We start from the raw sequence: 13,331 nt of genomic DNA, 5'->3' as shown, positions 1-13,331 counted from the left end.
TAGGCAAGTGCGCGGCAAATGACAACCCGTCAGAGCGTCAAATGGATCATCAGAAAACCGGCCTCGTCCTCTCCGGCGATGTTTGGTGCAAATTCTGAGATGTCGTCCAGATGGTTCCGGGCCTTGTGGCCAGTACGCAGAACCGCCACCGCCCCGGCCACGGGGGACAGACGGAACGGACGCTCGAACACGGTGCCGGAATGAGGCCCGGCAGTCACGTAGTTTTTGACCAGATCTTGTAGAGGCAGAATCGGCAGCGGAACGCGCGTCGCCCGCCCGGCAAAGGGGAAGTGCCCACCGCCATTTGCGCGGTAATTATTCAACGCCACCACAAAAGTCTGCTCTGCATCCAAGGGTTGGCCTTCGAAACGAATCTCGCGGACGCGGCGGGCCGATGGGTGCAAAAGTGCCCCATCTGCGCCAAACCGAGCGGGCTGGCTAAGGTCGATCCGGTATGTCAGCCCATGCAGGACGTCAAAATTATGCCCCGCGCGGTCCGAGGCCAGCAGATCGCATCGTTGGCCGGGGATCATCCTGTTAAAGACGCCTGCGGACATTTCCAGCCAGTCTTCGATTTGCGAACCGGTGACCGCGACGGCCATCATCTCATCGGGAAAGACGTTCAAGTCCGTCACATGGCGCAGGCAGATTTCCCCGGCCGGGACGTCGGTAAAGAACCGAGGCCCGGCACGCCCGCCGAATTTCGACGGGGACACGGCAGACAGGATTGGGCAGTCCCGATAGTCCGTATCCTTTAGAAAAGGTCGCAACGCGAGGGTTTGAGCGGCGGCCACGAAAGCCAAGCCCCGGTCATAGCCGCAAAAGCTGAAATAGCTGTGCATGTGCTGCTGTACCTGTCCCACAGGTTCGGCCACCCGCCGCCGCGTCTCGGCGTGGCCGGTGGCAAGTAGCTGCGTCAGTGCGGCGTCTTCATCTGACGCCTCTGTCGAAACTGAACGCACCTGCGCGTGTCCATGAAATACCTGCCATCGGTCGTCCAGTGATGTGCCGAGGGTCAGGTCGATGACGCCCAGATATGACCCCGCCGCACCGGGCATCACGACGGGGGTGCTGTGCACCAGCCCGCGATCAACGTCGATATAGCCGCTGTATTCTTGTTCAGGGCTGGGAAAAACCATATGGGAATGCCCGCCCGCAATGGCGTCGATCCCGTCGATGGCGGCCAACGGTACCAACGCGTTTTCCATGCCGGGCGTGTCTTGCGCCGGACCGAACCCCGTATGCGCCAGCGCCACAACGATATCGCAGCCCAGTTCGTGCAGTTCAGCGACTTTGCGGCGCGCACAGTCAAGGATGTCGTCGATCTGAACCGCACCTGCCAGCTTGTGCGCCTCCCATTTTGCGGTCTGGGGGGGCAGGACCGAGAATATGCCGATTGCAAGCTCGTGCGCGTGCCCTTGGATTTCGACCTCACGCCTGACAATCGTGTGCTCCTGCCAGACCTGCGGGCTGGAAGATTTGTGCGCATTGCTGCACAGAACAGGGCAGGGAGCTTGCTGCATGATCTGGTCCAGCACGTTCAGACCAAAGCCAAAATCGTGATTGCCCAGCCCTATGGCATCATAGCCCAGAAGGTCGAAGGCCTGCATCAGAACATGGCGCTCGGGGTGTTGAGCCACGGCCCAGTCGCCCAGCGGCGTGCCCTGGACCGAGTCGCCATTGTCCACCAGCAGAACCAACCCGTCCTGTACCTCGCTTCGGGCCTTGCGGATCAGGTCTGCGGTCCGGGTCAGGCCAATCGTCGGTTCGTGCCTGTCAGTGTAATAGTCATACGCCGTCAGATTCATATGCAGATCGGACGTGGCCAGAATTCGCAGTTGGACGGTTTGAGAAGAAGGAAAAGTCGGCACTACTCTACTTTAGGCAGTTTTATGTTAATCATTTTCAACAAAAAGAGTGTTGCGTGTAAATTTCAAGGCGGACCTGCGGTCTTTCAGCGGCAGCGGGTGTTTTTTCGGAGTTCCATGAATACCCATTGCAACCCCAGAACCATCGTGGCAGCCCTATGCGCACAATCTGGGGGGCATGCAATGAAGAATGCAGAGTTTGTGACGTTCGGCGGATCAGGGCTGGACCGTGCGGCGCATATTCGGGGCGATGCCGACGCGCTGGCTGGCCTGGTGGCGGACCCGAATGCCAAATGCCTGCTGATATGGCGCGGCAAACCCCTTGTAGAGGGTGAGGCTTCGGATCGGTTGGGTCTGATCCCGGTGTCTCATGCGCTGGTCGAAAAAGGACCAGGCGGAGTTGCGGATGGGCTGATTTTTCTGGGCCTGTCGGATGGTGTCCCGGTCTTTGCTGCCGATATCTCGAATTGGGAACCTGACGGGCAGGATTTGTCTGAAGTAGGTGGTTTCGTGGATGGCTCGGAACAGCAGCATCCTGACCTGCCAGACAGGTTCGTATTTGCCGAGCTGCGCCGGATCATGACGTGGCTGTCCCCGCGTGATGCCGAGCTTGCGGCGACCGCCAAGGCGGTGATCGGCTGGCACGAAACCCATAAATTCTGCGCCCGCTGTGGCGCGGCCAGCGCGATGACGCAGGCCGGATGGCAACGAAGCTGCCCCACGTGTAGCGGCCAGCACTTTCCGCGCACGGACCCGGTGGTGATCATGCTGATCACCCATGGGGACTCGGTACTGATGGGGCGGTCTCCGGGTTGGCCCGAGGGGATGTATTCGCTGCTGGCGGGTTTTGTCGAACCCGGCGAAACGCTCGAAGCTGCTGTGCGCCGCGAAGTGTTCGAAGAGGCGGGCGTGCCCGTCGGCGCTGTCACCTATCTGTCCAGCCAGCCCTGGCCCTTCCCGGCCTCTTTGATGTTTGGTTGCGCGGGCCAGGCGCTGTCGCGTGACATCTCGATTGATCCCGTTGAAATTGAAGATGCCATGTGGGTCAGCAAGTCCGAGATGATGCAGGCCTTTGCCGGTGAGCACCCGGTTCTGAAACCTGCCCGCAAAGGGGCCATTGCACATTTCCTGTTGCAGAACTGGCTTGCAGATACGCTGGACTGACGAAATAGAAACGCAATAGGTCAACGAACTAAAGGTCGGAATGCAGTTCACAGTACAGGAAGATATTCAGGCACCGATCAACGCCGTTTTCGAAATGGTCGCCGATTTCGAACGGTTCGAACGTATGGCCATGCGCCGCGGGATCGAGGTGCGGCGGCTGTCCGGCCACATGGGGGTGGTGCCGGGCACCAAATGGCAGGCCGACTTCACCCTGCGGGGCAAGCCACGCCATGTTGAGATAACAATGGCACACAGCGACCCGCCCGCGCAAATGCGGTTCGAGGCAATCGGCAAAGGGGTCGGCGGTGTCACTGAGGTTGATCTTCTGGCTCTGTCCCAACGCCGTACCCGGTTAAGCGTGGATGTAACGCTGACGGCCAAATCCCTGCCCGCGCGGCTGTTTCTGCAATCGCTGCGGCTGGGCAAATCGCGGTTCCGGGCCCGGTTCCAATCCCGACTGACCGAATTCGCCCGCGAGATGGAGGAACGACACCTGCACGGGTCGTAAAACCGATATGAGCGATCTGATCCTGAGACAGGCAACCTCATACGACGCGCCGGGTATTGCTGGAGTGTTGCAAGCCCTTGTTTTGGCAGACAAGCGCAGCAAACCGGCAGATGCCGGGTTCGCCGAAACGCACTATGTCTCTCATCCCGGTCAGATTCAGTGCTTTCTGACGTTGGACGGGGACGAGGTGCTGGGGTTTCAATCGCTGAAGCAAGCGGTAGAGGGCAACCCCTATGGCGCGCCTGTCGGCTGGGGATTGATCGGCACGCATATTCGCCCTTCGGCGGCTCGGCGCGGGGTCGGTCGGGCGTTGTTTCAGGAAACCCTGAAAGCTGCCCGTGCGGCAGGCCTTGTGGCGATCGACGCGACGATCGGCGTCAACAATGCGGAAGGGCTGGCCTATTATCAGGCAAGGGGGTTCGTGGACTGCCGCCGAATTGACGGCGCGCGCCGCAAATCCTTCACCTTGTGACCGCCGCCGGGTAAACGCCTAGCACTTCGACATTTGTGGTGAAATGCTCCAGCTCTTCCATCGCCAGTTGCACATTGCGGTCGTCGGGGTGCCCCACGATATCGGCATAGAACTGCGTGGCGGTGAATGAGCCGTCGACCATATAGCTTTCCAGCTTGGTCATGTTGATCCCATTCGTGGCAAACCCGCCCATCGCTTTATATAGCGCGGCAGGGATGTTGCGGACCTGAAAGACGAAGCTGGTGATCATTCCGTGTTCACCGCGCCGCGTGCGGTCTTCCTCGCGTGACATTACAAGGAAGCGGGTGGTGTTGTCGTCATTGTCCTCGATATGTCGGGCCAGAACGTTGAGGCCATAAATCTCTCCGGCCAGTTCGCTGGCCAGCGCGGCCGAGTGAAGTTCGCCCTGTTCGGACACTTCGCGCGCGGCGCGGGCATTATCGGGGCTGACGCGCCCGTGGATGTTGTGCTGTTTCAGAAAGCCCGCGCATTGGGGCAGCAGAACCAGATGGGAATGGGCCTCGGTAATGTCGTCCAGCGTGGCACCCGGAACGGCCAGCAGGTTGATATGGACGCGGACAAAGGCCTCATCAATGATGTGCAGCCCGCTATGAGGCAGCAGGCGGTGGATATCGGCCACGCGCCCATAGGTCGTGTTCTCAACCGGCAGCATCGCCAGATCCGCCGCGCCCGAGCGCACCGATTCGATCACATCCTCGAAAGTGCGGCAGGGCAGGGCCTCCATATCGGGGCGTGCGTTACGGCAGGCCTCGTGACTATAGGCGCCGGGCTCCCCCTGAAATGCGATACGTTTGGTCATTTGGTCGATTCCGTGCAACAAGTTCCAGAATTGGGCGTTTAGTCGCGGTGTCTATACCTTGCCTCTTGTCAGGGGAAGCCTTAGACACCCCGCAGACAGCTGAAATGGACTCGCGATCAATGTTCGACACGATGACAGTTACCAAGGCCGCCGCAGGCCTGTTTGGCACCTTCCTGGTGCTGCTTCTGGCCAAATGGGCCGCCGAAGGCCTGTACCATGCCGATGGTCATGGCGAGACGGCCTCTTACATCATTGAAACCGAAAGCGCAGGCGAAAGCGCCGACGGTGAGGAAGTGGTGTTCGAAGACCTGCTGGCCGCAGCCGACCCGGAAAAAGGCGCACGCGTTTTCCGTAAATGCACCGCTTGCCACAAGCTGGAAGACGGCGCGAACGGCACAGGCCCTTATCTGTATGGCATCGTTGACCGTCCGGTCGCGTCGGCCAATGGCTTCACCGGCTACTCGGCCTCGATGCAGGCCCATGGCGGCAACTGGACGCCCGAAGCGCTGGACGCCTTCCTTGAGCGCCCGAGCGCCTATATTTCCGGCACATCCATGAGCTTCGCGGGCCTGAAAAAGCCGCAAGAGCGTGCCGACCTGATTGCCTATTTGCAGACCATCGGCAACTGATCCTGCGAATAACCCGAAAAAAAAGGCCGCTGCCCCGTGCAGCGGCTTTTTTTGTCTAAACAGAACTTCACAAAGCGCTCACGCATTCTAAACTTGAATTTGTAAGTGCTGGTATTTTAGCTGGCGAACGCAAGATTAAAACACGTGATGCAACAGGGGATGAGCAACATGAGGTCCAACCGGGAAATCGTTCAGGCGCGTGTATTGGATTTCAGAGGCGGGCTTTGGGCTCTGATGGCCGGTATGGTCATGGTGATGTTGATGGCACTGCCGGGGCGGGCCGAGGAAACGATCATCAAAAGTCACGGTTTCTCGGAATTTGGTGATCTAAAATATCCCGAAGGCTTTGCGCATTTCGCCTACGTCAACCCGAACGCCCCGCGCGGAGGAGAGCTTTCCTATGCCGCGCAGGGCACGTTTGACAGTTTCAATCCCTTCACCCGGCAGGGGCGAGCGGGCGCACGATCCGCAGACCAATACGAATCCCTGTTGATCGAATCTTATGACGAGCCTGCCTCTTATTACGGCTTGCTGGCGGAGAGTCTCGAATACCCGGAAAGTCAGGAATGGGTCATTTTCAATATGCGGCCCGAGGCACGGTTTTCTGATGGAACGCCAGTCACGGCAGAGGACGTCGTGTTTTCTCACAATCTGCTTTTAGATCAGGGTTTGAAATCTTACGCCGAGGCCGTTCGCAAGCGTATCCCCCGCGCCGAGGCATTGGATGAACATCGCGTAAAATTCTACTTTGCCCCTGATATCCCGCGCCGGGCGCTGATCTCTCAGGTTGGTGGCACGCCGGTGTTTTCCAAGGCGTGGTTCGAGGCAGACCCGGAAAACCGCCGTCTGGACAAATCTCGCCTTGAACCAGGCATCGGGTCGGCCCCCTATCTTCTGGACAGCTACGACATCAACCGACGCATCGTTTACAAGCGCAATCCCGACTATTGGGGCGATGAGATCAATGTGAATGTGGGTCGGAACAACTATGACACCATCCGCATCGAGTATTTCAGCGACTCGATTGCCGCGATGGAGGGGTTCAAGGCCGGAACATTCACTCTTCGGCAGGAAAACAACTCGAAAAGCTGGGCGACGGCTTATGATTTCCCGGCGATTGCAAATGGCAATGTCCTGCGGGTCGAGCTTGAGGACGGCAACGTCCCGTCGGCCTCTGGTTTTATCATGAACCTTGACCGGCCTCAGTTTCAGGACCCCCGCGTGCGCGAGGCGGTTCAACTGGGCTATAACTTCGAATGGACCAATGAAAGCCTGCAATATGGCCTGTTCCAGCAGCGCGATTCGTTCTGGCAAGGCACGCATCTTGAGGCAACCGGCCTGCCCGAAGGGCGTGAGCTTGAGGTGCTGCAAAGTCTAGGCGATGCGGTGGACCCTGCTGTGCTGACCGAAGAACCGGTCTCGGCCCATGACTCGCGCCCGGCCCGTCAGAATGACCGCCGCAACCTGCGTGCTGCGATGCAACTGTTGGATGAGGCGGGCTGGAAAGTCGGAGACAACGGCATCCGCAGCAATGACAATGGCGAAGTTCTGAAGATCGAGTTTCTGTCGGACCAGCCCACTTTGGATCGGATTATCCAACCATTTGTCGACAACCTGCGCGCCATGGGGATTGATGCGACCTATAACCGGGTCGACAACGCTCAGTTCACACTGCGCCGTCGGGATCGGGATTTCGACATGATCTTTGGCGGCTATCCGACCTCGTTGCAGCCATCCACAGGGCTCTATCAGCAGTTCGGGACCGAGGCAGCCGCGTATTCGGTGTTTAACCCGTCGGGCGCGCATGGCCCCGATATCGAACCGCTGATCGACAATATCGTCGCCGCGACTGACAGCGAAGAACTGCACGCCAATGTGCGGGCGCTGGATCGTGTGCTGCGGGCCAAGCGGATCATGGTTCCCACCTGGTTTCTGGGTAAATACTGGGTCGCCTACTGGGACATGTACGAGCACCCTGCGAACCTGCCGCCCTATGCGCTGGGCGTCGAGGACCTGTGGTGGATCAACGCCGAGAAAGAAGCCGAGTTGAAATCCTCGGGCGCCTTGAGGTAATCCGCCCTCATGGGAGCATATATTCTAAGACGTCTGTTGCTGGTCATCCCCACTTTGCTTGGGATTATGATCGTCAACTTTACGCTGGTTCAGTTCGTTCCGGGCGGCCCGATTGAACAGATTATCGCCCAGATGGAAGGTGGGGGTGATGTGTTCGAAGGCATTGCCGGCGGCGGCAGCGATATCGAGCAGCAAACCGGCGGCGCGAATGACCGCTATATCGGTGCGCGTGGGTTGCCGCCCGAGTTCATTGAAGAGTTGGAAAAAGAATTCGGATTCGACAAACCTCCGGTCGAGCGGTTTCTGGACATGATGGGCAACTATCTGACGCTGGATTTCGGCGAGAGCTATTTCCGGTCGATCAGCGTGATTGATCTGGTGCTGGAGAAAATGCCGGTGTCGATCTCGTTGGGGCTGTGGTCAACGTTGATTGCTTATCTGGTGTCGATCCCGTTGGGAATTCGCAAGGCGATGAAGGATGGTTCGACCTTTGATACCTGGACCAGCGGGGCAATCATCGTGGCCTATGCCATCCCCGGTTTCCTGTTTGCGATCTTGTTGCTGGTGCTGTTTGCCGGTGGCTCCTACTGGCAGATTTTCCCGCTGCGAGGGCTGACCTCGGACAATTGGGATGACCTCAGCGCGGTGGGCAAGGTGCTGGATTATTTCTGGCATATCGCTTTGCCGATCATTGCTCTGACAATCTCTGCCTTTGCGACGCTGACTTTGCTGACCAAGAACTCGTTCCTGGACGAGATCAAAAAGCAATATGTGATGACCGCCCGCGCCAAGGGCCTGAACGAGCGCAGGGTGCTCTATGGTCACGTGTTCCGTAACGCGATGCTGATCGTGATCGCGGGTTTCCCGGCAGTGTTCATTGGCGTGTTCTTTGGTGGGTCAATCATTATCGAGACGATCTTCTCGCTGGACGGTCTGGGCCGTCTGGGATTCGAGGCCGCAGTGGCGCGCGACTATCCGGTGATCTTTGGGACACTGTTCATCTTTGGTCTGATGGGGCTGGTTGTCGGCATCATCAGCGACCTGATGTATGTGCTGGTCGACCCGCGCATCGATTTCGAAAAGCGGGAGGGGTAAATGGCACTGTCCCCACTCAACCAGCGCCGCTGGCGCAATTTCCGCCGAAACGGACGGGCCTTCTGGTCGCTGATCATCTTCTCGGTGCTGTTCGGCCTGTCGTTGTTTGCCGAATTCATTGCCAATGACAAACCCATTCTGGTGAACTACCGGGGTGAGTATTTCACGCCGATCTTCAACTTCTATCCCGAAACGGCCTTTGGCGGCGACTTCCAGACCGAGGCGATCTATCGCGACCCCGAGGTTCAGTGTCTGATCGACAGCGGCGGGATCGAAGATTGCTTTGACGATCCCGAAGGCATCATTGAACAAATTCAGGCCGGAACATACGAGGCCGAAGGGTTCGAGCGTGGCTGGGCTATCTGGCCGCTGATCCCCTATTCCTTCAACACCAGCGTGGATCGCCCCGGCGCGGCTCCGCTGCCGCCCAACGGGCAGAACCTGCTGGGCACGGATGACACCAAGCGCGATGTGCTGGCACGGGTGATTTACGGGTTCCGCCTGTCGATCCTGTTCACACTGATGGTCACCGGCGCGGCCAGCATCATAGGCATTTTTGCAGGGGCCATTCAGGGCTTCTTTGGTGGCTGGCTCGACCTGATTTTCCAACGCGTGATCGAGATCTGGTCGGCCACGCCCTCACTTTACGTGATCATCATCATGTTCGCCATTCTGGGCCGAAGTTTCTGGCTACTGGTGGCGCTGATGATTCTGTTCAGTTGGACCGGCCTTGTTGGCGTCGTTCGTGCTGAATTCCTGCGGGCGCGCAACCTTGAATATGTGCGGGCGGCGCGGGCGCTGGGTGTGGGCAACATGACCATCATGTTCCGCCATATGCTGCCCAACGCGATGGTAGCCACGCTGACCTTCATGCCCTTCATCGTCACAGGTACGATTGCCGGGTTGGCCTCGCTGGACTTTCTGGGGTTTGGCCTGCCGTCCTCGGCTCCGTCGCTGGGTGAGCTGACTTTGCAAGCGAAACAGAACCTGCAAGCGCCGTGGCTGGCTTTCACCGCGTTTTTCACCTTTGCCATCATGCTGTCGCTGCTGGTCTTCATCTTTGAAGGCGTGCGGGATGCGTTTGATCCCAGAAAGACCTTCTCATGAGCCTTTTGGATGTGAAAAACCTCAAGGTCTCGTTCAAGCAGGACGGGCAGGTCTCTACTGCGGTCAAAGGCGTGTCGTTCACCGTGGATCGCGGGGAAACGGTTGCACTGGTGGGCGAATCCGGCTCGGGGAAGTCGGTGACCGCGCTCAGCACCGTGTCGCTGTTGGGCGACAGCGCGATTGTCGAAGGCTCGGTCACCTATGACGGGGATGAGATGATCGGCGCCGCGCCAGCCAAGCTGATGGATGTGCGCGGCAACGATATCAGCTTTATCTTCCAGGAGCCGATGACCTCGCTGAACCCGTTGCACACGATCCAGAAACAGATGGCGGAATCGCTTGCGCTGCATCAGGGCGTCACAGGGGACGCCGCGCGCGAACGGATTGTCGAGCTGCTGACCAAGGTTGGCATCCGCGACCCGCGCGAGCGTTTGGACAGCTACCCGCACCAACTGTCCGGCGGACAACGTCAGCGGGTCATGATCGCCATGGCGCTGGCCAACAAACCCGACATCCTGATCGCGGATGAGCCCACAACAGCGCTAGATGTGACCATTCAGGCGCAAATCCTGGAACTGCTGGCCGAATTGCAGAAATCCGAGAATATGGGGATGCTGTTCATCACCCATGACCTTGGTATCGTGCGCCGCATCGCTGACCGGGTTTGCGTGATGAAGGATGGCGAGATCGTGGAATCCGGCGTGACATCCGAGATCTTCGATAACCCGCAGCATCCCTATACGCGCAAATTGCTGGCCGCCGAACCTTCGGGTCATCCCGATCCTGTGGCGACTGACGCCGAAGAGGTCGCGCGCACCGATCACCTGAAGGTTTGGTTCCCGATTCAGCGCGGCTTGCTGAAACGAACCGTGGGTCACGTGAAGGCCGTGAACGACGCTACGCTCAGCGTGCGGGCGGGTGAGACGCTGGGCATCGTGGGTGAAAGCGGCTCGGGCAAGACGACATTGGCACTGGCGATCATGCGGCTGATCGCGTCCGAGGGTGGGATCACCTTCCGTGATCAGGACGTGCGCCGCTGGTCCACGCGCGAGTTGCGACGGCTGCGCAAAGATATGCAGATCGTGTTTCAGGACCCGTTCGGCAGCCTCAGCCCGCGGATGACCTGCATGCAGATCATTGCCGAGGGGTTGGCGATCCACAAGGTCGACCCGCACCGCGCCCCGCGTGACCTGGTGGCCGAAGTGATGACCGAGGTGGGCCTCGACCCCGCCGCGATGGACCGTTATCCGCATGAGTTTTCAGGTGGTCAACGTCAGCGCATTGCCATTGCCCGCGCGATGATCCTGCGGCCCAAGCTTCTGGTTTTGGATGAACCAACTAGCGCGCTAGATATGACCGTGCAGGTGCAGATCGTCGATCTGCTGCGCGATCTACAACGCAAATACGGGTTGGCCTATCTGTTCATCAGCCACGATCTAAAGGTTGTGCGCGCCATGTCGCACAATGTGATCGTCATGCGCAACGGTGACGTGGTCGAGATGGGCGCGGCTGAAGACCTGTTCGAGAATGCCCAGACAGAATATACCCGCGAACTTATTGCGGCAGCGGGCTGAAAACAGCCCGCGCCGTGTGTCAGGCGTTGGCTGTTTCCCGGACCGCTGCTTTGGGAACCGGGCCGCGCAACTCTTCATAGTGATCAAAGCTCAGCTTGACCCATCCTGTGCCACGCGTGGCGCTGGCCAGGCTGCGGTGCAACTCGTCCTGCGCCACTGCGGGAAGCTGGGCGTTGAAGATCTCCCAGCCCGAGGCGTTGGGATTGCCCTCAAACCCAAGAACCTGCCCCTGTAGCGAGCTGATCGTGGGCACCAGATCGCCCACGAAATCCGAGGGCAGGTGGATCTCCGCATTCAGGATCGGTTGCAGCACCACGGGCTTGGCCTGTGGCAAGGCCTCGCGCACCGCGTTCTTGCCTGCGGTACGGAAGGCATAGTCGGAACTATCCACATTGTGGTGTTTACCGTCGCTGAGCGTGACTTTGACATCGACCACAGGGAAGCCCTCGGGTCCCTGCACTAGCGCGTCTTTTGCACCATGCTCGACCGAAGGGATATAGTTGCGAGGGACCGCGCCGCCTTTGACCACCTCTTCAAACTGGAATCCCGTGCCACGCGGCATTGGCGCGATCGAGATCACTACATCGGCAAACTGCCCCGCCCCGCCGGATTGCTTACGGTGGCGGTGGCGATGTTCGACGGGCGCACGGATAGTCTCGCGATAGGCGGTCTCGACTGGGTCGGCCTCAATCTCGATACCGAAATCCTCGGCCAGCTTCGCCGTCACGCGGCGCATGTGCTGCGGACCTTGCGAGCCCAGTACCGAATGACCACTCAGCTCGTCCTGATCCAGATGCAGGCCGGGGTCGATCTCGACCAGCCGCGCCAATGCGTTGGACAGACGTACATCGTCCCGCTCATGCGATGGTGAGACGACCTGACGATGCGCGGCCGGATGGGACCAGGCCCATTCCGGCAGGGCGGTTGCGCCCTTGCTGTCATAGATATTACCGGGATTCAGATGGTCGGATTTCACCGCCAATCCGATTTGTCCAGCCTCCAGCGTGGCGATCTGGGTTTTGGCATCCAGCGTCGTCAGGTTGCCGACGGTTTCGCCGCCCAACGCTTCGTGAGCCTTGACGCCGTCACCAAGCCCGCGCAGCACGATGATCTTGCCGATATGCTTTTTCACATCAGCAAATCCGGCAATGGCGCGCGCGTTTTCGGCAGCCTCGTCCCGGTCGGCGGCGATGTTGAACTCGGGCGCTTCGTGCCGCAGGGCCTTCATCAGCCGGGTCAGGCCGTTGCCGTGGCTGGCGGCCCCCAAACAGGCGGGGATCAGTTGGTGGTTTTGCAAAACCTGTGCCGCCAGATCGTAAACCTCGCCACTGGGGGGCTGTTTGTCCTCGATCAGTTGCTCCAGCAAATGATCGTCAAAGTCCGACAGCGTTTCCAACAGCTCGGTCCGCGCCTCTTGTTCACGATCTTCAACGGATTGCGGCAGCTCGATCAGGGCCGAGGGTTGGCCTTCCTGATACTTCCACGCCCGCTCCGAGATCAGATCGACCGCACCGACAATCGTGTCGCCTTCGCGGATGGGTACCTGTCGCAAGGCGATGTGGTGTGTGCAATAGGTCTGCAGTGCCGAGATGATATCGCGGATGCGGCCATTGGGGCTGTCCATGCGGTTGATGAACAGAAAACAAGGAATGCCTGCCTCTTCCACCAGGCGCAGATAGGGCGCACACAGGACGGCTGCATCCGGGTCGGGTGGGACGACCACCACTGCTGCGTCCGAAATGGCCATGGCGGGGCCGACATAGCCCAGATTGTCGCCGCCTCCGTCGACGTCGATGGCGCACCATGGCTCGTCCAAGTAAGAAAAACCGTGCACATGCACGGTTCCGGATACGTCGAATGTGGTGGGCCGCCCGTCGAGGCGGCTGATGGCCTCGACCAGAGTGGTTTTGCCCGATTGGCTGGGGCCGAGGACGGTGAAAACGCGCATGAGTGCTGTCCCTCTTTAAGGTTGCAGAAATACCTGCACGAAAAGGGCTGTCCGGCGCGGATGCGTCGGCAAG

The 13,331-nt window shown here is 59.3% G+C and carries 11 protein-coding genes; 8 read left to right on the top strand and 3 right to left on the bottom strand.

Annotated features, from left to right (window positions below):
• Nucleotides 1-29: 29 nt before the first annotated feature.
• A complete protein-coding gene (locus ACR0L1_RS17585) occupies nt 30-1,871 on the bottom strand; it encodes a bifunctional 2',3'-cyclic-nucleotide 2'-phosphodiesterase/3'-nucleotidase (protein WP_480860098.1) in 1,842 nt (613 codons plus the stop codon).
• Between the two features lie 180 nt (nt 1,872-2,051).
• Here ACR0L1_RS17585 and nudC point away from each other — a divergent pair, with 180 nt between their 5' ends.
• The 3 genes from nudC to ACR0L1_RS17570 are packed head-to-tail and all read left to right on the top strand — an operon-like array spanning nt 2,052 to nt 4,012.
• On the top strand, nt 2,052-3,032 hold the full coding sequence (gene nudC, locus ACR0L1_RS17580) for an NAD(+) diphosphatase (protein WP_480505937.1): 981 nt from the start codon (nt 2,052-2,054) through the stop codon (nt 3,030-3,032).
• Between the two features lie 40 nt (nt 3,033-3,072).
• Nucleotides 3,073-3,540 (top strand): SRPBCC family protein, encoded by a 468-nt coding sequence (locus tag ACR0L1_RS17575; protein WP_170791135.1) that lies wholly within the window; start codon nt 3,073-3,075, stop codon nt 3,538-3,540.
• 7 nt (nt 3,541-3,547) lie between these two features.
• Nucleotides 3,548-4,012: an N-acetyltransferase family protein gene (locus tag ACR0L1_RS17570; protein ID WP_480860096.1), complete on the top strand. Its 465-nt coding sequence runs from the start codon at nt 3,548-3,550 to the stop codon at nt 4,010-4,012.
• On the opposite strand, the gene ACR0L1_RS17565 is transcribed toward ACR0L1_RS17570, so the two are convergent.
• Nucleotides 4,002-4,832 (bottom strand): prephenate dehydratase, encoded by an 831-nt coding sequence (locus ACR0L1_RS17565; protein WP_170774687.1) that lies wholly within the window; start codon nt 4,830-4,832, stop codon nt 4,002-4,004. The two genes, ACR0L1_RS17570 and ACR0L1_RS17565, sit on opposite strands and share 11 nt — an antisense overlap.
• Before the next feature lie 119 nt (nt 4,833-4,951).
• On the opposite strand from ACR0L1_RS17565, the gene ACR0L1_RS17560 reads away from it, so the two are divergent.
• From ACR0L1_RS17560 to ACR0L1_RS17540, 5 genes are all read left to right on the top strand, one after another.
• A complete protein-coding gene (locus ACR0L1_RS17560) occupies nt 4,952-5,461 on the top strand; it encodes a c-type cytochrome (RefSeq protein WP_170775003.1) in 510 nt (169 codons plus the stop codon).
• A 168-nt stretch (nt 5,462-5,629) separates the two neighbouring features.
• Complete coding sequence (locus ACR0L1_RS17555) at nt 5,630-7,534, top strand: extracellular solute-binding protein (protein WP_480505933.1); 1,905 nt, start codon at nt 5,630-5,632, stop codon at nt 7,532-7,534.
• A 9-nt stretch (nt 7,535-7,543) separates the two neighbouring features.
• Nucleotides 7,544-8,629, top strand: a complete 1,086-nt coding sequence (locus ACR0L1_RS17550; RefSeq protein WP_170774684.1) for a microcin C ABC transporter permease YejB — start codon at nt 7,544-7,546, stop codon at nt 8,627-8,629.
• Nucleotides 8,630-9,736: an ABC transporter permease gene (locus tag ACR0L1_RS17545; protein WP_170783025.1), complete on the top strand. Its 1,107-nt coding sequence runs from the start codon at nt 8,630-8,632 to the stop codon at nt 9,734-9,736.
• On the top strand, nt 9,733-11,310 hold the full coding sequence (locus ACR0L1_RS17540; RefSeq protein ID WP_480860093.1) for an ABC transporter ATP-binding protein: 1,578 nt from the start codon (nt 9,733-9,735) through the stop codon (nt 11,308-11,310). Before ACR0L1_RS17545 ends, ACR0L1_RS17540 begins: the two co-directional genes overlap by 4 nt.
• Before the next feature lie 19 nt (nt 11,311-11,329).
• On the opposite strand, the gene ACR0L1_RS17535 is transcribed toward ACR0L1_RS17540, so the two are convergent.
• Nucleotides 11,330-13,258: an elongation factor G gene (locus tag ACR0L1_RS17535; RefSeq protein ID WP_480860091.1), complete on the bottom strand. Its 1,929-nt coding sequence runs from the start codon at nt 13,256-13,258 to the stop codon at nt 11,330-11,332.
• Between the last annotated feature and the right edge of the window lie 73 nt (nt 13,259-13,331).

This window comes from Ruegeria sp. J8 (assembly GCF_056531925.1).
This window is presented reverse-complemented; position numbering and strand designations above follow the sequence as displayed.

Excerpts from the sequence above, each read along its gene's own strand:
- ACR0L1_RS17545 (WP_170783025.1), top strand. The coding sequence starts at position 8,630 with ATGGCACTGTCCCCACTCAACCAGCGCCGCTGGCGCAATTTCCGCCGA.
- ACR0L1_RS17570 (WP_480860096.1), top strand. The coding sequence starts at position 3,548 with ATGAGCGATCTGATCCTGAGACAGGCAACCTCATACGACGCGCCGGGT.
- ACR0L1_RS17555 (WP_480505933.1), top strand. The coding sequence starts at position 5,630 with ATGAGGTCCAACCGGGAAATCGTTCAGGCGCGTGTATTGGATTTCAGA.
- ACR0L1_RS17560 (WP_170775003.1), top strand. The coding sequence starts at position 4,952 with ATGTTCGACACGATGACAGTTACCAAGGCCGCCGCAGGCCTGTTTGGC.
- nudC (WP_480505937.1), top strand. The coding sequence starts at position 2,052 with ATGAAGAATGCAGAGTTTGTGACGTTCGGCGGATCAGGGCTGGACCGT.
- ACR0L1_RS17565 (WP_170774687.1), bottom strand. The coding sequence starts at position 4,832 with ATGACCAAACGTATCGCATTTCAGGGGGAGCCCGGCGCCTATAGTCAC.
- ACR0L1_RS17535 (WP_480860091.1), bottom strand. The coding sequence starts at position 13,258 with ATGCGCGTTTTCACCGTCCTCGGCCCCAGCCAATCGGGCAAAACCACT.
- ACR0L1_RS17550 (WP_170774684.1), top strand. The coding sequence starts at position 7,544 with ATGGGAGCATATATTCTAAGACGTCTGTTGCTGGTCATCCCCACTTTG.
- ACR0L1_RS17575 (WP_170791135.1), top strand. The coding sequence starts at position 3,073 with ATGCAGTTCACAGTACAGGAAGATATTCAGGCACCGATCAACGCCGTT.
- ACR0L1_RS17540 (WP_480860093.1), top strand. The coding sequence starts at position 9,733 with ATGAGCCTTTTGGATGTGAAAAACCTCAAGGTCTCGTTCAAGCAGGAC.